Genomic DNA, 20479 nt, shown 5'->3' with positions numbered 1-20479 from the left:
GTACCTTGCCACATATACAGTCAGATTCATCTAATTTTATGAGTTGCACCACATTATCATTTCTTTTCAGTCTTATCCCATCAAATTTCCTTATTTAAGGAATATCCTTATTAAATTCAATTTTTATAAGAGTATCCCCATCTACAGGTATTTTAACGTATTTCAAATCATCTGATGCAACAGCTCTCATCAGCGTCACTCACATCGGATATTTCATAACCCTCATCATAGTATCTCTCAATTATCAGGTTGGTGAGGGAATCAACAAATTCTATACCTCCACTGTAACCTGCAATTCTTATCCTCTGGGAACCAAGTCTATCATAAACCGGGAAGCCGACCCTCATGAGGGGTATTCCATTTTCTTCTGCCGCTCTACCACAGTAAGAGTTCCCTATGAGAACATCAATGGGTTTTTCTGAAATATATGACTGTAAATCAAATATATCCGCGCCACTCATGGCCATACACTTGAAACCGTATTCCTTTTGAAGTTGGCTAATTTTCTCATTGAAATATATGCTCTCTGAACCTGTAAAAACGGCTGAAGGTGTCATTCCCATCTCAAGGACCATGGAAGTGATTGCCACTGCATATCCAGGGTCTGTGAAGATTGCAACATTCCTTCCATAGGTATACTGATGGGCATCAATCATGGCATCAATCAGGCGTCCCCTGTCCCTCATGAGGGACTGTGAAATACTTGCATCAAAGAGCTCCGTTAACTTACCTATGAAACGATCGGTGTTTTCAAGACCTGCTGGGATCTCAAGACCGATATTTTTAATCCCATATCTACCTTCAAGTACCCGACCGCCTTTACATCCTCCAAGACTTAGTGTTGCCATGGAGTTAGAGGCCCCCTCTATTTTACTTATGGGTGTTCCGTGCCGCGTTATGAAGTAGGGATCTCCATTGAATGGTTCATCAAGGGATTCTGAGGTATCAGTTATCATGAGGAATTCCGTTCCCATACTCCTAAGAATACTCTTTAACTCATATGTGTCGGCTGGGCTCATGATGCCATTTATAACGTTAACCCTCTCTATCTGATCTGAGGGATCCCCTGCGATGGATCTGAGGATGGAGGTGACTGCCATGTCATAGCCATCCACATGGGACCCTTTGAAGCCAGGTGTTGAAACCGGAATTATTCGGGATTCCGATCCCGCATCCCTGTAGATCCTCACAATCCTGTTGATGTCGTCCCCTATGGTCTCTGAAAGGCAACCTGAGATAACACCTATGACCTCCGGTTTGTAATTTTCCTCAACCGTTCTTATAGCCTTCAGAAGGTTTTTTTCTCCACCGTATACAACCGTTGCCTCGTTCAATGAGCTTGATGCAATGTTAACTGGTTCCCTGAAATGCCTCGTTATCTGAAACCTCATATATGTACTGCATCCCTGCGAACCATGTATTAGTGGCATCGCTCCCCTGACTCCAAGGAAAGCCATGACGGCGCCAAGTGGCTGGCAGATCCTTCCGGGGTTTATTGTTATGTTTCTATTCATAACCGTACTCAACTCCGCAATTTAGAAAGGTTCTTGGTGCTGCCAGTTTCCATACTCTGCTGTTTACAGCCTTATCAACTTCCTCTGCAAAATTCAAAAATCCCCTGAAACATGAAAAGGGCTTTATCCTGTCATGATTAAATTCACAGAAAGGTATGCCAAGTTTGTATGAGAGGTATTTCTCTTTAGCTCCTGAGACAAAAAGATCTGGTCGATATTTATTCAACAACCTTGAAAGTTCAACTGGATTGGCGTCATCGAATAGTATGAGCTCTCTGCCAGATTTCTCCATTATTCGAAGGTAATCGTTGGGCAGACCATTCTGGGTTCCGCTCATGATAACCTCCATTCCCAGATCTTCAAATGCCCTTATGAGTGACCACGCCTTGTTACCTCCTACGTATATGGCCACCTTCTTTCCCTCAAGGGTATTCCTGTATCTGGCAACCTTCCTCTTTGTTTCCTCAACCATTCCAAGTACCCATTTCTCTGCTAATTCCAGTCCAAAGAACTCTGAAATTGAAATGAGGGAATCCATGGTTTCCCTCATACCAAAAAAATTGACGTTGATGTGTGGTGTTCCATGCCTTTTTTCCATCTCCTCTGCGATGTATCCAGATGATTTGCTGCACTGTACAAGGTTAAGCTGGGCTTTGTGGGCGGCTGAAATCTCAGCCACGGTTGAATCACCGGTTATGGATGCAACAACCTTAACGCCCATTTTCTCAAGGAGCCTCTTTATCTCCCATAAATCCCCCGCCACATTGAATTCGCCCACAAGATTAACTGACCTTTCCCCTACTTCGGCATCTCCACGACCTATAACGTGATCAAGAAGGACATCACAGGCAAGCTGATGGCCTAAGGATTTATTGAAACTCCTAAAACCCTCAGACTGTACGGGTATTACCCATTTTCCCGTTTTATATTCTGCATTTCTGCATACGGCGGTGATATCATCGCCTATGACACCTGAAACACATGTGGAGTACACGAATATTGCTGATGGAGAGTAAATTTCGTCCACTTCAAGTATGCATTTGAGAAGTCTGTCCTCACCGCCAAAGACCACATCCTTCTCCTCAAGGTTCGTGGAGAATCCCGTCTTGTACAGATCTGACTTTGAACTTCTGCTGCCCCTTATATCCCATGTACATGCCGCGCATCCAACAGGTCCATGGACTATGTGAGCTGCATCTGTTATCGGCATAAGAACAACCCTTGCGCCTCCGTATACACATGATCTCTGAGTAACCATACCCGGTACTGATGCCTTATTGCAGCATGGACCTCCCCCTCCACTCCTTTTGAAGTGTCCTCTCCTTGAGGGGATGGTGTCGATTACCCTATCAACATGCCCCACCTGGAATTCAAGGTTACTTCCAGGAAATTCTTTATTATTGCTGGAGTTTCCAGTGCTGTGGTTCATAGTATTCTCTCAGTACTGTGTTTGTTATTCTGTTTAGAAGATTGACAGATCCACGGTAACCCACAACAGGAATCCTGTGATACCCAACTCTATCATATACAGGAAAGCCCATCCTTACAAGGGGTATTCCAAGATCCCTTGCTATAAGCCTTCCATCCGAATTCCCTATCATAAAGTCCACAGGTTCCTCTGTAAGTTCTCTTTCAAGTGCCCTCAGATCTGAGTTTATCATGACGTTTATCCTTTCATCTGCCTCGGATGCCACTCTTTTCATTCCCTCCCTGAAGATTTCATTATCGACACCGACACATGCATAGAGTGGTGTGATTCCAAGTTCACAGAGGAACCTTGACACACCCATTACCATGTCGGGATCCCCGTAAACAGCTGCTGTCCTTCCAAAGAGATATCTTGAGCTAATATCTGCCATTGAATCAATGAGGATACCTCTTTCATCCAGAAGCTCTTCGCTCACATCTACTTCTGCTATTCTCGCCAATGAACGGACGAAATCGTCTGTATTCCTGACACCAATGGGTATGTGGTGCTCCTTGGGAATATTGAAACGCTTTTTAAGTGTTTCTGATGCTTCATTTCCATACATTGACATTGAAAGTGTTCCTATACTGTTTGAGGATTCCTCTATATCAGAAACCACTGTTCCACCCTTAGGATAGAATGGCATTTTCTCTGTCTTTGATGGTCGTAGTGGTGAATCGAATGGATCCGAAGTGTCTGTGAGTATAATGGGGTCGACGTCCATCAACTCAAAGATGTGCCTTATCTCCCGTATATCACCCGGGTTAACAATACCTGGTATCAGGTTGATCCTCTCATTGCAGTCCCCCTCATCAACTGCAAGAGTATCTATAAACGATTTTAGGGCATTTCCATATCCTCTTAAGTGATGTTCAACAAAGCTTGGTGTTGATATGCTAACCATCCTTGTTCTGAATCTTTCTCCAAGTTCTTCTCTTAATTCAGCCTCCGCAACCCTCAGGAATCCATCCACATCGTCACCAGTTATCTCACTTGAACAGGTCGTTACAATTCCTACGAGTTCTGGCCTGAATCTCTTCACAAGATTTTTAACACCATCTATGAGGTTGCTCCTGCCTCCAAAAACCGCAGCATCCTCATGAAGCGATGTGACAGCTATTTCAGCCGGTTCACGGAAGTGCCTATTAAGACCATACCTCACAAAGGTGCTGCAACCCTGCGAACCATGGACTATGGGGAGACCCCTCCGTATGCCAAGGGTTGCGAACATTGCCCCGAATGGCTGACAGGTCACAAGAGGGTTTACCACAAGTTCCCTTGTTCTTTCCATCACATTTATTTCTGACATTCAATCACCTGCCTCAAATTCAAGGAGATCCCAGACAGGACTGTATATTGATGCATACATGTCCCTTGCGAGATTCAGGAACCCCTCAAAACCTATGTAAGGTCCATTTTCGTAGGAATGGATGAGAACGCATGGTACACCAAGTTTATGGGCAAGATACTTCTCCTTTATACCTGAAAGGATGATATCTGGCCTGTATTTTTCAATGATTTCCTCAAGTTCCAGTGAGTTTGGGTCATCAACTATCACCGTATTTTCTCCGACCCTTTTCTTGATTTTTTCATAGCCGTCTTCGTGTTCGAACATTGTTGAAACTGCAACTACCTCCATTCCAAGTTCATCCTCAAGGGGGCGTGGAAGGTGCCAGTTCTTAGGACCCCCTGAAAATACCCAGACCTTCTTACCAGCCAATTTATTACGAAGATATTCAATTTCGGGGCCTATCTTCTCCATCCTATCCTTTATGACCTCCTCTGCCCTTTCAGGAATCCCAAAGTATTCCCCTGTAGCCATGAGATTCCTCTTGCAGTATTCTATTCCAAAGAAATCAACCTTCATGTATGGAACATTGTAACGTTCCTCCAGAAGCCTTGCAATATATGTGGCTGAACGCTGACACCGGACCAGGCTAAGCTTAGCTCTGTGCATCCATTTTATCTCATCATGGCAGCAGTCTCCAGTGAATGTGCTGAGGACATTTATTCCCATCTCCTCGAAGTATCTCTTGAGAACCCAGAGGTCACCATCGATGTTGTACTCTCCTATGAGGTTTACATCATAGTCTGTTACTACCGGAGGCTCTGCGGTTCCCACAAGGTTCTCAAACAGTGTGTAGTTTGCAACCTGATGCCCCTTTGACTGTGTTGGACCCGCAAACCCGGGGGCATTTATTGCAACCACGTCCTTCCCTATTTCTTCTGAAACCTCCCTTGAAACGGCTTCAATATCATCTCCTATGAGACCGGTTGTGCATGTTGCATATGTGTAAACAGCATTTGCCTCTGGGAATTCTTTAGCAGCCTCGATGATGCATCTTTTGAGTTTATCCATACCCCCAAACACAACATCTGTCTCTGTGAGATTTGTGCCCGTTATATACTTCAGGTTGAAGTTTTCAATGGGAAAAAGGCTGCCATCAGGCATTTCCTGTGATGTGGGATACCTCTTTGTACCGTAGCCATATGCTGTGCATCCAACAGGGGAATGGATAACATGCAGAGCATCCTTTATTGCACCGGTTATGACACCCTTCGCACCCGCAAAGGCGCAGCCCCTCTCAGTCATGCAACCAGGGATTGTCTTTGTGTTACATAAGGGCAGATCCTCTTCGGGATCTTCCTTCTTCTTTATATAGACATGTTTTTTTCTCTCAGGTATTTCAGCGTCAACATCAAACAGTTTAAATGGCATTTTAAATCATCCTTCAAGTAAGTCCATTCAATTCACTCTATTGAAGTGCCACATCCCCATTCTCGCCGGTTCTTATCCTTACAGCATCATCCACTGGGCATACAAAGATTTTACCATCCCCAATATTGCCTGTGTGGTTTACCTTCATTATGGCCTCCACAACCAGCTCCACGTCCCTGTCTTCAACCATGATGCTGATCATCCTCTTAGGAATATACCTCATTGTACCTCTCGACTCTTCAATACCCTCTGGAGGAAAGGGGATGTTAACATCGTCAATTATGGCCCTCTGATGCCCCCTTCCCAGGACTCTTCTGGCGTTCATGGCGGGAAACCCGAGGACTTCAAGGACATCCCTGGTCTTTTTCATTTTGTTTGACCTTATTATGGCTATTATCTCCTTCATTAAAACACCTAAAGACCCTCTTCCCTTGTCCTGATGGTATATGCACTTTCCACGGGACTTACAAAGATTTTACCATCCCCAATGTTACCTGTGAATGCTGTTTCATGGACGGTGTTTATGACCTTCTCTGCATCACTGTCATCCACAACTATGAGGAGCATGGTCTTTGGTAACTCCTCATAGTAGATCTCATCAAGGCGTATCCCCCTCTGTTTACCTCTCCCTGCAACATCCATTTTTGTTAGGGCTGGAAATCCAGCTTTATCGAGGGCATCAATCACCTCTTCAGACTTCTCTGGTCTTATTATGGCCCTTATCATCTTCATCTTTAACACCTAATCCATAACTCCGTATTTTACAACGAGTTCCTCCATTTCATCCATTGTCATTGGTTCAGGTATCACGAAGTCCTTGTTTTCAATTATTTTCCTTGCGAGTTCCCTGTACTCCTGGGACTGGTTACACTCTGGATCGAATTCTATGACCGATTTTTTGTTGAATTCAGCCTTCTGTACTATGTTGTCCCTTGGAACAAAGTGTATCATCTGTGTACCTATTCTTTCACAGAATTCTTCAAGAAGCTCTTTCTCCCCATCAACGTTTCTGCTGTTGCATATTATGCCCCCGAGACGCACTCCGCTCTGCCTGGCATATTTAACCATCCCTTTACAGATGTTATTGGCTGCATAGAGTGCCATCATCTCCCCAGATGCCACTATGTATATCTCTTCCGCTTTCCCATCCCTAACAGGCATTGCAAAGCCCCCACACACAACGTCACCCAGTACATCAAAAAATACAAAGTCCAGGTCCTTCTCATAGACTCCATGTCTTTCCATGAGGGTTATTGCAGTTATGACCCCCCTGCCAGCGCATCCTACGCCGGGTTCAGGACCTCCTGATTCAACACATTTTATTCCCCCAAAGCCTGTTTCAATAACCTTATCCGGTGTACATGCGACCTCTCCAAGTTCACGGAGGGTATCCATCATTGTTGTCTGCATTTTACCTCCAAGTATCAGGCGTGTGCTATCTGCCTTTGGGTCACATCCATGGATCATCACATTTTTACCATGGAAGTAGCTCATTGCAGCTGCAGTGTTTTGCTGTGTTGTGGATTTTCCGATTCCACCCTTTCCATATATCGCGATTTTTCTTACCATGCACCATTCACCATCTTCAACATTGCCGGAAGTATGCTTCTGCCTTCCGACAATTTTCAATTGTTGAAACATCTATTTAAATTTTTTGGTAAATGGTTAAAATAAAGAACAAAAAAGCAAAAACTGAACAGTTTTCATGAGAAGAAAATGGGAAAAATAGAATTTATTTAGGATCGGACCTACTTAGAGGCCTTATACTCCCTTACCTTCTCAAGAAGTTTCTCGAGGATCTCCCTGTCTGAGAGGAGGTCTGTGTCAACGACCTTCTTCATCCTTATAGGGACACCCTCCATACGGTAGGCGGTACCCTCTGCCTCCATACCCACGATGGCCGGTGGAATTATGATATCAGCCATCTCGGTTGTTGGGGTCCTGTGGGGTTCAATGGCAATCACAGGGATTTCAGCCATCCTCTCAAGGGCCCTCTGCGGGAAGTGGGCTCCCGGGTCAGAGGCTATCACCATCATGGAGTCAGCTTCCCTGTTCTGGAGAAGGTCGTTTGCACCTGTCTCACCAGGGTTGTACCTGGGTTCGCCCTCTGAGAAGTCAACACAGAAGGGGTATCCGCTCTCCCAGGTGCAGACCTGGTTGAACCCTGTAACGTTGTAGTGACCCCTCATGGGTATGAGTGTCCACTTGGCGTAGTCGTTGAGGTCCTGCACCATCATAATGGCTGTGTCGATGTTCCTGTGCTTACCCCTGCTGTGGGTTATACCCATACCGAAGAAGAGTATACCGAACTGTGCGTTTTTGAGTACCTCAACTGCCTCCTCGATCTGTTCCCTTGGAACACCTGCCACCTCATCGTAGAGTATCTCATGTCCAAGCAGGCATGACCTCATTGCATCGAGGAGTTCATAGTCATGGTCAAAGTCGAGCTGCAGGTGTATGTCTGCAAGCTTTGCACTGTCAGTTTTCCTTGGATCCACCACTATGAGTGTCCTGTCTGATCTTCCCCTTTCCCTGAAGAATCCGCGGGCGAAGACGTTCCTTGACATGTGCCTGGGGTGGGCGTGCATCGGGTTGCATCCCAAGTATACCACAACATCTGCCCTGTTTTTGACCTCACCGAAGGTACAGATTGGGTAACCCACGTCCTGGAGGGCGAGGACTGATGGTCCATGGCATACTGATGCTGTGTTGTCGATTACTGCACCGGCCTCCTCTGCAAGTTCAACCCCGACGGCCTGTGCCTCGCACTCGGTACAGCTCCAACCATACATTAATGGTCTTTTTGATTCTGCAAGAATCTTTGCTGCCTTGTCTATGGCCTCGTCGTAACTAACCTCGACGAATTCTCCGTTCTTTCTTATGAGTGGTTTGGTGTACCTCATTGCACCCTCTGCATGCACGAACTTACTGTGACCTATCCTGCATGCGTTGATGGTTCCAACGATCTCGTTGCCCTCAACCTTACATATGATGTCGTCACAGAGGGTTCCGCAGAAGGGGCAGACCACATTTTTCACATATTCCATGATAATTACCTCCAAGAAAGTTTAGGGTTCTATGTGGCCGTTGCATCCGACAGCCGCATAGACCATACCCTTAGCTCCTTTAATTGCGTGATCTCCTTCAAACTTGTAGTATGCTCCAGGGAAGGTTTCCCCGTTAACCTCTATGTCCTTTTCAACACCGAGGTACTTGAATCCTGGGAGGAATTCCTCTATCATTCCCTTGACGACTATTGTCCCGCCTGCCATTTCACCGCCGACCCTTGCAACGGCGTTGCCCTCAATTATTATGAGGCCGTTGTTCATGTGTATTCCAGGCATTATGTTAACATCACCCTTGATGATGATTTTGCCGCCGTTCATGTACTCTCCGATCTCGTTTCCAGCGTTTCCATGTACGGTTATGACTCCACCGCTCATACCTCTCCAGTCACCACGGTAGGAGGATCCGACGTAGTCGCCCGCATCTCCGAAGATTTCGAGTTCTCCTCCTCTCATGTCCTGTCCTGCCCAGGATTTTGCGTTGCCTTCCACTGTGATCTTACCGCCCTTCATACCTGCGCCGACGTACATGTTCACGTTACCCTTCACCAGGATTTCACCGGCGGTCATATCCTGGCCTATCCTCTTGGTGTTGTAGACATCGCCGTCGATTATGATTTTTATGTCGGCTGCTGAGTCTGCTGGTTCACCGCTGACCTCGAAGAAGTCTCCAAGCTTAACTACCTCGTTACCGTGCATTATCTGGATGTTCCTGATCTCATCTATTGACTTTCCTGCGAAGACATCAGGTTTGATGTTTGGTGCCTCCAGTGGCACTTCGGGCTGTTCCTTTGGAGTTAGTATTATTTCACTCATAACATCACCCCTTTAACTGGAGCAGATTTTGGCAGGTACTCGTCCTGCACAGGGTAGTTTGCAAAGTTGACAGAGTAGTACTGTTTGAATTTGCTCTCAACACTGGCGAGAACCTCGTTGTAGAGGGACTCATCCACCTGGGTGTCAATCCAGTAGGTCCTTCCGTGTGGTGAGGCCACAACTTCTCCGTCCTTAACAACTATTTCTCCGTCCTTGAGGACGTATGCTGCCCTTGAGAATCCTTCCTCAATGGCCATGTAATCTGCTGATGGATCGACTGTTTCAGGGTTGATGTTGTAGACTGCTATATCTGCATCTGCACCTGCGCCGAGGTGTCCCTTGGTTTCGCTGAGACCCAGGACCTTTGCAGATGTTACCCTTGTGATCTGTGCTATCTCTGAGAAGGTGTACTCCCTGTCGATTGTTGCTATTGTACTCTTCCTCTGGGCCCACTTGTGCAGTTCTCCCTCAATGAGGTTCATCCTGTACTTGTTGCTCATGAGCCATGCGATGACCCTGGGGTACCGTGTGAATGGCCCTGCATTTGGACTGTCTGTTGTGAGGCACACCTTGCCGGGGTCGTCTATGAGGAGGAAGAGTTCCATTCCGATTGCCCACTGGACCGCTGGGACCGGTGCCCTTGCAGAGTATATGAATGGTACGACACCTGAACCTGTTTCGAGTTCCACGTCACAGTTTGCCCATTTGAGGCCGTTGAGTGAGTGGAGGTCGTATTCCATTGGACCGTCTGCGGTCATGGTGGTTGTCTCATCCAGGGTTATCTGACCAACGTCTATCACAACATGGTCGTTCCTGTTTACATAGTCAGCAACCTTTGGTGCCTCTGATACGAAGTCCCTCCAGGTTGTTCCACCGTAGCTGTGGAACTGGACATGGGTTGCATAGAGTACTGTGTCCCTTTCACCGGTTGCAGGGTCTGGTTTTATGTTCTTTGGCACGTCAAAGGATGCCAGGGTTGTCTCGTAGTTTCCAGGGTGTCCAAGGTCGTTACAGTGGAGGTGTATTGAGTGTGGTAGCTGGAGTTTCTCGTTGACCTCTGCGAGTCCCTTTATGATCTCTGCGGGCGTTATGTCAAAGTAGGGTGCGGGGTCATAGATTCCGTGGACGTTTCCACCCCATCCCCATGCCTCTGTACCGGCAGGGTTAACTATCTTTATTGCGTAACCTTTGGTGGCCCTGAGGAGCCATGATGCGTAGGCTGCACAGGCATCCACGTCGCCATCCTTCAGGTACTCCATCACGAACCAGTTGTTACCGAACAGTGGGTATGCTGCGTGGTCTATTATCGGTGTGTCGTGGAATTCCTCATGGGTGTGCCTTGCAAGCAGTGGTGGCATGGCTGCCTCCATTGCTGTGGTGTAACCCATCTGGGCGTACCTGTAACCTGTCATGAAGGTTGATGGTACTGAGAAACCGCTTCCGGCCCTTCCGGCCCTGAATTTTTCAGCGTCCCTGCGGCTGTCCTCTGGCCTGTACATCCTTCCCACGTTGACCTTTGCACCGGCTATGTGGGAGTGAGGGTCGACACCTCCTGGCATCACCATTTTTCCAGATGCATCAATGACCTTTGCGCTGTCACTGACGCTTTCAACTATTTTACCATCCTTGACGCAGATGTCCATCTTTTCTCCATCGACGTTGTTAAGAGGACAGTAAACAAATCCGTTTTTGATTATGTATTCCATTTGAATCCTCCCGCTGAGCTTTAGATCTGACCTACCTTACCGTAGACCTTCATGAGGGTTGGCATGTCAGGAACCTCTTCATCGGTGGGTATGATCTCCACCGGTATGTTCTTAAAGCTGGGTGTTGCTGTTGAATCAGTATCTGGCCTTATAACCCTGTTGGCCCAGGGCCCCATTGGTATGTAAACCATTCCCTCTGGGAGTGGCTCCTTAGCTTCAACAGCCTTTACAACGACATCCCCATATTCTGAGATGACCTTCACGTTGTCTCCTTCGCTTATTCCGAGCTGCTTCATCATGTCAGGGTTCATCTGAATTATGGCAGCTGCATCGACGTACATCTTAAGGTCCTTACCGGACTCTATAGCCTGTCCCTGCCAGATGGTCCTTCCTGTGTTTAGTATGACTCTCATTCTAATTCCTCCAGCCTGATTGCATCAACAGGGCAGCTTTCAACACATGTGCCGCACTTTCCACAGAGATCAGGGTTCTTTATGTTAACAACCCCGTCCTCAACTATCATGATGATCTCCACATCATCTGTTGGCCCCTTTCCACCTGCAACCTCGGGGCTTCTGAGGGCGTTCACTGGACATGCGATCACGCAGTTTCCACATCCATGGCAGAGTTCAGGGTATGCCTTAAGTCCTATTGCCATCTGATTACCTCCATTTATTTGAGTAATGATTCAAAGGCGTTCTTCCAGGCCTTTGATTTGATTGGAGTGGTATTTATCCTGCTCCTCTTAACCTCTATTGCGTCAACGGGACATGACCTCTCACATGCGCCGCAGTATATGCAGAACCTTTCGTCCTTGTAGAGCTTGGCTGGTTTTTCACCTGGTTTTTCTGGTTTAGGGAATGATAAAACGTTGCATGGGCATGCCATCACACAGGTTTCACAGGCCTGGCAGGTGTCCTCGTCGATTATGAGTTCTCCCTCGAAGGGCTTTGTCACCGTTGCAGCGTCAACAGGGCATATCTCCTGGCACCATCCACAGTTCACACAGAGTTCAGGGTCGATGTAGGAGGTTCCTGTGACCTCCGGGACCTTGATCTCGTATTCACCGTATGGGCATATCCTGCAGACCTGAGTTATGGCGTCAACAGGGCATATCCTCTTACATATACCGCAGTGGACACATTTATCCTCATCGACTCGTATGTCAGTCGCGACTGCTGGACTTGAGGAGGTCGGCACCTGGTGGTCTATCTCTATCGCATCAACCGGACACATCTCCTCACACATTCCACAGTAGATACAGGTTTCCTTGTCTATCTCGATCTCACCTGTTATGAGGTCCTTCCTTTCGGGCAGGTCCCTTGTTATGGTTATGGCATCCTGTGGACATGCTGTTTCACAGGCCTTGCACTGTATACATGTTTCATCATCTATCTCAGCTGATTTGATGATTTTTGGGTATTCTGCAAGTTCCTTTATTGATGTTCCGTCAATCTGAAGGTCCAGTGCCTGGAATGGGCAGATTGAGCTGCACATACCGCAGAGGACGCATTTGTTCTCATCGATGCATATCTTTGACTCGTCCTGTTCGGTTCTCACCATTGCGCCTGTCGGGTTGACTTCAATGGCGTTCACAGGACATATCTCACCGCAGAGTCCGCAAACAGCGCAGAGGCAATCCTGGAAGATTAACTTTCTGTTTTCTTCACCGGTTCGCTCCACGGTAATGTTCTTACCTTCAATTACTTCGGTTGTTTCCATCAAGTTCTACCTCCTTTATTTCTATAGAATCAGTTGGACACATATCAACACAGATGAGACACCCGCAGCACCATTCGGATTCTATATGTGCCTTGAGGTCTCTTAAACTTATGGCCTTCATAAGGCATGTGTCCACACATAGCCCGCACCCAATACATGAGTTCCTGACCTTTCCCTGGAATTTCTGCTTCTGGCATGTCCTTATGATGGTCCTTGTCATCTCTGTGTTCTGTGTAAGGGAGTGGGTGAGAAGAAGGAAGTCCCTTGGACACATCTCTGTTATTACCTTTGCAACCTCTATTGACCTCCAGGAGAGGTTCCTGCCGTTGAGGTAGTGAGAAACAGTTGATCTGTTCATGTTGAGAGCCTTAGCTATCTCTCTCTGTGAATGGCCCTGCTTTGTCAGATTTACAGCTGCTATGTATTTGAGTCCAGAAACTATATGTTTCGGCATAGGGTCACCATGTGTGTTAATCACACATTTAGCCGCCGTCCATATAATAATTTTCTACAAAAATCAAATAGAAAAATATATATATAGGTGTGTGGTTACTCCACAGGTCTTATGCTGACGGGTGTGAATTTCAGTTCAGGCATCCCTGATACCGGGTCACGATCTCCCCCTGTGAGGACATTCGCCGGGGTCTCTGCAAAGTGGAATGTCATGAAGACAACACCCTCCATGACATCCCCTGAAACCCTTGCCCTCACCTCCAGAGAGCCCCCCTCTGATTTCACGAGGACCGTGCCGCCATCCTCAACTCCGAGTTTTGCTGCATCCAGAGGGTTAATGAGAAGTTCCTCCCTGTCAGAGAATGAATCAAGTTCTGGCACGCGCCCTGTCATGGATCTTGTATGGTACTGGTAGAGATTGCGGCCGGTTACAAGGACCATCGGATACTCCTCTGATACCTCCCCTACATGATACCCTGGCAGTAAAAATGACGCCCTCCCTGTGGGTGTTGAGAATCTCTCAGAATGCAGGTACTGTGTGCCCCCATGCTCATAAGATGTGCAGGGCCACTGTATACCACCATCCTGAAGCCGCTCATGTGATATGCCGGCATATGATGGCACGAGTGCTGCTATCTCCTTGAATATCTCCGATGATGAAGCATAATCAAAGCCCTCAGCCCCCATCTTCTCTGCCAGCATGCAGATTATCTCCCAGTCAGTCCTTGCTTCTCCAGGGGCATCCAGGGCCTTCCTGATCAGCTGAACCCTCCTCTCGGTGTTGGTGAATGTCCCATCCTTCTCTGCCCATGCACATGCCGGAAGGACCACATCAGCGAGTTCAGCAGTCTCGGTCATGAATATGTCCTGGACAACAAGAAAATCAAGACTTTCAAGTGCCTTCCGGGTCTTCTCAGTTTCAGGTTCGCTCAGGAGGGGATTCTCGCCCATTATGTACATGGCCCTCAAACGTCCCTCAAGGGCTGCGTCAAACATCTCGGGTAGCGTCATTCCGGGCCCCGGTATGGTTGAACCCCATTTATCAGAGAATCTGAAGGAGTCGTCAAGGGTCTGGTAGCCAGGTAGAAGGTCCGGGAGCGCCCCCATATCACAGGCCCCCTGGACGTTGTTCTGGCCCCTGAGGGGATTTATACCTGCCGATGGTTTCCCGAGGTTCCCTGTGAGGAGGGCGAGGTTGCTAAGTGCGATTACATTGTCAGTACCGTGAGCGTGCTGGGTGATACCCATTGAGTATATGATGGATGCCGGCTTTTTTGAGGCGTAGGTGATTGCAGCCCTCCTCATATCCTCTACCCCAACACCGGTGAGGCTTTCAACCTCCTCAAGGTCCAGTGCCATGACTGCATCCCTGAATTCATCAAAGTTCTCTGTCCTTGACTCAATGAATTCTGTGTCATGGAGGCCCTCCTCAATGATGAAGCGACACATGGCCATGATCAGTGGGATGTCAGAGCCAGGCCGGTTCTGGAGGTGGATGTCTGCAAGCTCCGAGATCCTCGTCCTCCTCGGGTCAATGACCACCAGCTTTGCACCTGACCTGATGGCCCTGATTACACTGTAGGCCGTTAGGGGGTGTGTCTCGGTGGGGTTGGTCCCCACCGCCAGGATGCATGCTGAATCCTCAAGTTCAGCTATTGAGTTTGTCATTGCACCGCTACCCAGCGTCATGCTGAGGCTCCTTACGGAGGGTGCATGGCAGAGCCTTGCGCAGTGGTCGATGTTACCGGATAACATCACAGCCCTTGTAAACTTCTGGAGGATGTAGTTCTCCTCATTGGTGCACTTTGCAGATGCAACTGCAGCAAACTCCTCACCACTATATTCTGATAGCCTCTCGGCCACGGTGGATAATGCCTCATCCCATTCAACCTCAACGAATCTACCATCAACCTTTATGAGTGGCTTTTTAAGTCTTTCAGGGCTGTTTACAAACTTCAATGCAAATCTGCCCTTAACACATAGTTTACCCCTGTTAACGGGATTATCAGGGTCACCCCTTGAACTAACAACCCTGTCCCCCCTCACACCGAGGTAGATGCCGCAGCCAGCACCACAGTATGGGCATACCGTCTTCACCTCTGTGAAGGGTTTCTCTTCCCGTGAAACAAGGGCCCCCACAGGGCAGACCTCCACACATTCCCCGCAGGATACACAGCTCGATTCAGTGATGGCCCTGTCCATGAAGGTGGATATCCTTGTGTCATGTCCCCTGTAGGCGAAGTCTATGGCCTCTGCACCAGTAGCACGACAGACCCTTACGCATAAACCGCAAAGAATGCACTTATCATGGTTTCTAATGAAAAAGGGGTTTGATTCATCTGGTTCTGATTCAGGCAGATCCTGTCTGAGTCTCGAAAGGTCATCCTCTGTCAGATTAAGATAGGATGAGACCTCCTGGAGACTGCAGTCCCCTGACGAGGGGCATGAAAGGCAATCCCTGCTGTGCTCTGATATCAGGAGGGATACCACGGTCCTCCGGATATTATTTATCCTCTCTGATTCAGATATGAATTCCGCGCCATCCTCTACAGGAGTTTCACAGGCCGTTACAAGGCGTCCATCAGTGTTCTCCACCAGACACAGCCTGCATCCCCCAAAGGGTTCGATACCCTCCCTGAAGCAGAGGTGAGGGATGTATATGTCATTTGCAAGGGCCGCCTCAAGGACGGTCATTCCAGGTTCAGCCTCAAGTTCCCTTCCATCTATTCTAAATTTAACAGTCCCCTTCATGTTATCTTCAGTGTCCTTTTTATGGTGAAACTTTATCATGATGCACAGATAAAGGTTATGAGTAGAGAGTGAGGTGAAGAGGATGAAGATCATTGGCGTTACCGGTACAAAGGACACCGGAAAGACCACCCTTGTGGAGAAAATCGTGGAGAAACTCACCGGGGAGGGCTACAGGGTCGCTACACTTAAACATACCCATACCGGCTTTGATTTCCCTGGAAAGGATACTGATAAGCACAGGAGGGCCGGTGCAGAGATCGTTGCCGGGAGTGGTAGGGAAACCTTCTTCCTCCTTGAAAGGGAGATGGATCTTGAGGAGATAGCTGGCACCCTTGAGATCCTTGATGACCTGGACTTCCTCATAGTTGAGGGCTTCAAGGAGATGGAGTATGCCAGCATATCAACCTCCACCCCCGGAGAATTCACAGTGAAGGTTGTTGATCCATTCTCACTGGAGGATGTGGATGAGCTCATCGATCTCATAAAAAAGAGGAGTTACGGGCTGTTGCAGAACCTCAACTGCAAAAAATGCGGGTTCAGTTCATGCAGAGAGTTCAGAGAGGCCAAGATCCGTGGCGAGGCTGATGATATCGACTGCAGGAGTCAGCCGGAGAGGGTTCTCCTGAGGATCGATGGAAAACCTGTCCCCCTGAACCCCTTCGTCCAGGAGTTCATATCAAAGACAGTTAGGGGTATGATTGATGCCCTCGAAACAGAAAGCCTTAAGAATGGAAGGGTTGATCTCATCATAAAATAGTCCACATGAAGCTCAGTCAAGCAGGTGACTGAAACATTATGTGAGGCATCCACCCAATTTCAGAGGTAAATCAATGCATGTCCAGGACAGACACGGAAGACCGGTTATGTCACTGCGGCTATCCATAACAGGTCGCTGCAACGTTAACTGTATCTACTGCCACAGGGACGGAATGACCTCATCCAGGGGAGAGCTGTCGGCTGCAGATATAGAGAAGCTCTGCAGGGTTGCCTCCGACCTGGGTGTGGGGAAGATACGTCTCTCAGGTGGAGAGCCCCTCATAAGGGATGATATAGTTGAAATAGTTGAGAGGATAAACAACATCGGATTCCGGGACATATCCATAACAACCAACGGCACCCTCCTTGAAGGGTACAGTGCGGCTCTGAGCGAAGCTGGACTTGACAGGGTCAACGTGAGCTTTGACACCCTCAACCCCGAGACCTACCGCTTCATAACCCGGAAGGATTACCTTGAAAGGGTTAAGTCAGGTATAACCAGTGCCGTTGATGTGGGACTTGATCCTGTCAAGATAAACATGGTGATCCTCAGGGGTGTGAACCACCACGAGGTATGGGACATGTTTGAATTCTGCCGCGAGAAGGGCGCGGTGCTCCAGATAATTGAACTCCTCAAAACAGAAAGCTGCCATGATGACGCCGTCGAAAGATACCACTGCGACATCACCCCCATCGAGGCGGAACTTGCAGAGATGGCAGACCGGATCAGAACCAGAAAATTCATGCAGGACCGCAAGAAGTACTATATAGATGGCGGGGAAATCGAGGTTGTGAGGCCCATGGACAACACAAGGTTCTGTGCAAACTGCACAAGGCTAAGGGTAACCCCTGATGGGAAGCTGAAACCCTGCCTCCTCAGAAACGACAACCTCGTGGATACCAGGGACGCCCTGAGGGAAAACGACACTGGCAGACTTCGTGAACTATTCTTTGAGGCCATAAGAAGGAGATCCCCCTACTACACTCCATGAACTGTTTCTGAGAACATTATATGCCGTTTGAGGGATCATCCAATGTACTAATTTAATGTACCCTGAAGGTTTCCGCCGGCTGAAAGGCTGCGGCTGATCAGGTGCGCCCTACCACCCATCCTTCTCAGGAATCCTTGCTGAATAGGTTCCCTGACGGTAGGCACCGGGAACCCTCCTGACAGCATCCCTCTTACATATATCAAGACAGGACCCGCACTTGAGGCACCCATCCTGGTCTATAACATGGACCTCGTCCCTTGAACCATTTATGGCCTCCGCCGGGCACGTCTTGATGCATGCCATGCATCCATCACATTTCTCAGGGTCTATCATGTAGTGCATCAGTTCACTGCATGCTGCGGCTGTGCACCTGCCTTTTATGTGGTCATGGTACTCGTCCTCAAAGTATCTGAGTGTCGTCAGAACCGGGTTTGGTGATGTCTGGCCGAGGCCGCATAGTGAGGCTGCCCTGACACTTTCAGCTACATCCCTGAGTATATCAGGGTCTTCAGGTCTTCCTGAACCCTCTACGATGTCATTGAGTATCATGAGCATCTGCCTTGTCCCCACGCGGCAGGGTACGCATTTTCCACAGGACTCCCTCTGTGTGAACTCAAGGAAGTACCTTGCAAGTTCAACCATGCATGTGCGGTCCGATAAAACAACAAGGCCGCCTGAACCCATTATTGCCCCTGCAGATGTGAGGGAGTCATAGTCTATACCTGTATCGATAAGTTCAGCAGGGAGGCATCCCCCTGAAGGTCCCCCTATCTGTACAGCTTTCAGCTCTCCATCCACAACCCCCCCTCCAATATCAAAGATGACCTCCCTCAGGGTTGTGCCCAGGGGGACCTCAATGAGGCCGGTCCTCCTGACATCGCCCACAAGGGAGAATGTCTTGGTTCCCCTACTTTCAGGGGTGCCAAGGGAGTTGAAGTAGTCTGCGCCGTGCTGCATTATCATTGAAACAGCTGCAAGGGTCTCAACATTGTTTATAACGGTGGGCTTGCCCCAGAGGCCCCGTGTTGTTGGGAATGGGGGTCTTGTCCTTGGCATTCCCCTCTTACCCTCAATTGAGGATATCAGGGCTGTTTCCTCTCCACAGACAAATGCCCCTGCACCCTCCTTTATCTTTATATCCAGGTCGAACCCTGACCCGAGGATATCCTTACCGAGAAGTCCCAGATTCCTCAGATCAGATATGGCCACCCTGAGCCTCTCAAGGGCAAGTGGGTACTCTGCCCTGCAGTAGATGTAGGCCTCCCTGGCCCCCACCGCGTATGAGGCGATTAGTATCCCCTCAAGCAGTGCATGGGGGTCCCCCTCTATGAGTGAACGGTTCATGAATGCGCCAGGGTCTCCCTCATCGGCGTTGCATATGAGGTACTTCACCTCTGAGGCCTCCTGGCGACAGAGACTCCATTTAAGCCATGTCGGGAATCCTGCGCCTCCGCGGCCCCTCAGGCCGGAGTCCTTCACCTCCTCAATTACCTCATCGGGTTCCATTTCAAGGGCCCTCATGAGGCCCCTGTAGCCTCCGGTTGCCAGATAGTGTCCCATGTTTTCAGGGTCTATAAGGCCGCATCTTCGAAGTATCCTCCTTGACTGTCCCTCCATGAATTCCAGAGCGTAAACTGGTTCAAATGAGTCGCCATTGAAGGCTATGTCCACATAACCAATGGGTTCAACCTCCCTGCCCTCCACGATGTGCTCCTGGATTATCCTCTTTGCGAGTTTACGGTTCACCGGACCGTAGATGTAACCACGGCTGTCACCATTGAAGACGACCACCATGGGTTCGGCGTAGCAGAGACCCATGCAGCCTGTGTGTATCATCCTGCACTCAACTGAGAGTTCGGCTGCCCTCTGCCCCATTATCTCCTCTATCTTCTGGGCCCCTGCAGACCTTCCACAGGTGGCTGAGCCTATAAATATTGTCGGTTCACCCCTGAAGAGGGACATGTATTCCTTCAGGGAAGCCCCTGCAATTTTTTCTATCATTTAAGACACTCTAAGACTTTTTTGGGAATATTTTACCTACCCTTGATGGTTTTATGCGTGATACAACCTCATCGTTTACCATTGCACATGGTGCGAGGGAGCAGCACCCTATACAGCCCACGGATTCGAGGGAGTATTCCATGTCATCTGTAACATCCCCCTCCTCTATGCCCAGGTGCCTCTCAAGGGCATCAAGAACCTGTTCCGCTCCGCTGACATGACATGCCGTTCCAGTGCAGACCATGATATGCTTTCTCCCCCTTGGTTTGAACCTGAACTGGGCATAGAAGGTGGCGACCCCGTATAAATGGGCCCTGCTAACCCCTGTGAAGCTTGCTACCTCCTCCAGGGCATCCTCTGGAAGATAACCGTATGCATCCTGTATATCCTGCAGTATTGGTATGATTTCAGATTTATGGCCAGTGTAACCCGCAAATATTCTCTTCAATTCCTCATCCATTCAAAGCCTCCAGGTTAAAGAGTCATGAACTCAAATATATTATAGATTAAGGACAA

Annotated in this window: 19 protein-coding genes; 2 read left to right on the top strand and 17 right to left on the bottom strand. The window is 48.4% G+C overall.

Annotation, left to right across the window (positions count from 1 at the left end; genetic code table 11):
• Positions 1-167 precede the first annotated feature (167 nt).
• The 15 genes from MTH_RS07495 to fdhF all read right to left on the bottom strand — a co-directional run bounded on the left by MTH_RS07495 (position 168) and on the right by fdhF (position 16214).
• Complete coding sequence (locus MTH_RS07495; protein ID WP_010877175.1) at positions 168-1514, bottom strand: nitrogenase component 1; 1347 nt, start codon at positions 1512-1514, stop codon at positions 168-170.
• Positions 1507-2943 (bottom strand): nitrogenase iron-molybdenum cofactor biosynthesis protein NifE, encoded by a 1437-nt coding sequence (gene nifE, locus MTH_RS07490; protein ID WP_010877174.1) that lies wholly within the window; start codon positions 2941-2943, stop codon positions 1507-1509. Before nifE ends, MTH_RS07495 begins: the two co-directional genes overlap by 8 nt.
• Positions 2912-4291, bottom strand: a complete 1380-nt coding sequence (locus MTH_RS07485) for a nitrogenase component 1 (RefSeq protein ID WP_010877173.1) — start codon at positions 4289-4291, stop codon at positions 2912-2914. Before MTH_RS07485 ends, nifE begins: the two co-directional genes overlap by 32 nt.
• Positions 4292-5701: a nitrogenase subunit alpha gene (locus tag MTH_RS07480; RefSeq protein WP_010877172.1), complete on the bottom strand. Its 1410-nt coding sequence runs from the start codon at positions 5699-5701 to the stop codon at positions 4292-4294. It lies immediately after the preceding gene.
• Positions 5702-5738: 37 nt separating this feature from the next.
• A complete protein-coding gene (locus MTH_RS07475) occupies positions 5739-6107 on the bottom strand; it encodes a P-II family nitrogen regulator (RefSeq protein ID WP_010877171.1) in 369 nt (122 codons plus the stop codon).
• Positions 6108-6115: 8 nt separating this feature from the next.
• Positions 6116-6433 carry a P-II family nitrogen regulator gene (locus tag MTH_RS07470; protein ID WP_048061089.1) on the bottom strand — a complete coding sequence of 106 codons (318 nt, stop codon included), beginning with the start codon at positions 6431-6433 and terminating at the stop codon, positions 6116-6118.
• A 9-nt stretch (positions 6434-6442) separates the two neighbouring features.
• On the bottom strand, positions 6443-7270 hold the full coding sequence (nifH, locus tag MTH_RS07465) for a nitrogenase iron protein (RefSeq protein ID WP_048061088.1): 828 nt from the start codon (positions 7268-7270) through the stop codon (positions 6443-6445).
• A 179-nt stretch (positions 7271-7449) separates the two neighbouring features.
• Positions 7450-8751, bottom strand: coding sequence for a formylmethanofuran dehydrogenase subunit B (locus MTH_RS07460; RefSeq protein ID WP_269889822.1), 1302 nt, complete (start codon positions 8749-8751; stop codon positions 7450-7452).
• Between the two features lie 18 nt (positions 8752-8769).
• Positions 8770-9582, bottom strand: coding sequence for a tungsten-dependent formylmethanofuran dehydrogenase subunit FwdC (gene fwdC / locus MTH_RS07455; RefSeq protein WP_010877167.1), 813 nt, complete (start codon positions 9580-9582; stop codon positions 8770-8772).
• Positions 9579-11288, bottom strand: a complete 1710-nt coding sequence (fwdA, locus tag MTH_RS07450; protein ID WP_010877166.1) for a tungsten-dependent formylmethanofuran dehydrogenase subunit FwdA — start codon at positions 11286-11288, stop codon at positions 9579-9581. The genes fwdC and fwdA overlap by 4 nt, the downstream gene beginning before the upstream one ends.
• A 20-nt stretch (positions 11289-11308) precedes the next feature.
• The gene (gene fwdD, locus MTH_RS07445) at positions 11309-11701 is read right to left on the bottom strand and encodes a tungsten-dependent formylmethanofuran dehydrogenase subunit FwdD (RefSeq protein WP_010877165.1); all 393 of its coding nucleotides are present in this window, start codon (positions 11699-11701) and stop codon (positions 11309-11311) included.
• Complete coding sequence (locus MTH_RS07440) at positions 11698-11946, bottom strand: 4Fe-4S binding protein (RefSeq protein ID WP_010877164.1); 249 nt, start codon at positions 11944-11946, stop codon at positions 11698-11700. The genes fwdD and MTH_RS07440 overlap by 4 nt, the downstream gene beginning before the upstream one ends.
• Before the next feature lie 14 nt (positions 11947-11960).
• A complete protein-coding gene (fwdF, locus tag MTH_RS07435; protein WP_048061086.1) occupies positions 11961-13010 on the bottom strand; it encodes a tungsten-dependent formylmethanofuran dehydrogenase subunit FwdF in 1050 nt (349 codons plus the stop codon).
• Entirely contained in the window at positions 12988-13464 is a 477-nt protein-coding gene (locus MTH_RS07430) for a helix-turn-helix domain-containing protein (protein WP_048061085.1), read from the bottom strand. The genes fwdF and MTH_RS07430 overlap by 23 nt, the downstream gene beginning before the upstream one ends.
• A gap of 95 nt (positions 13465-13559) precedes the next feature.
• Complete coding sequence (fdhF, locus tag MTH_RS07425) at positions 13560-16214, bottom strand: formate dehydrogenase subunit alpha (protein ID WP_048061084.1); 2655 nt, start codon at positions 16212-16214, stop codon at positions 13560-13562.
• A gap of 82 nt (positions 16215-16296) precedes the next feature.
• Between fdhF and mobB the strand changes: the two genes are divergently transcribed.
• Together mobB and moaA are read left to right on the top strand one after the other, a co-directional pair.
• Entirely contained in the window at positions 16297-16971 is a 675-nt protein-coding gene (mobB, locus tag MTH_RS07420; RefSeq protein WP_010877160.1) for a molybdopterin-guanine dinucleotide biosynthesis protein B, read from the top strand.
• 73 nt (positions 16972-17044) lie between these two features.
• Positions 17045-17962: a GTP 3',8-cyclase MoaA gene (gene moaA / locus MTH_RS07415; protein WP_048061083.1), complete on the top strand. Its 918-nt coding sequence runs from the start codon at positions 17045-17047 to the stop codon at positions 17960-17962.
• 108 nt (positions 17963-18070) lie between these two features.
• On the opposite strand, the gene MTH_RS07410 is transcribed toward moaA, so the two are convergent.
• Positions 18071-19963 carry an NADH-quinone oxidoreductase subunit NuoF gene (locus tag MTH_RS07410; protein ID WP_010877158.1) on the bottom strand — a complete coding sequence of 631 codons (1893 nt, stop codon included), beginning with the start codon at positions 19961-19963 and terminating at the stop codon, positions 18071-18073.
• A gap of 10 nt (positions 19964-19973) precedes the next feature.
• Positions 19974-20423, bottom strand: a complete 450-nt coding sequence (gene nuoE, locus MTH_RS07405; RefSeq protein ID WP_010877157.1) for an NADH-quinone oxidoreductase subunit NuoE — start codon at positions 20421-20423, stop codon at positions 19974-19976.
• Positions 20424-20479: the final 56 nt, after the last annotated feature.

Source organism: Methanothermobacter thermautotrophicus str. Delta H (assembly GCF_000008645.1).
Lineage (GTDB): Archaea > Methanobacteriota > Methanobacteria > Methanobacteriales > Methanothermobacteraceae > Methanothermobacter > Methanothermobacter thermautotrophicus.
This window is presented reverse-complemented; position numbering and strand designations above follow the sequence as displayed.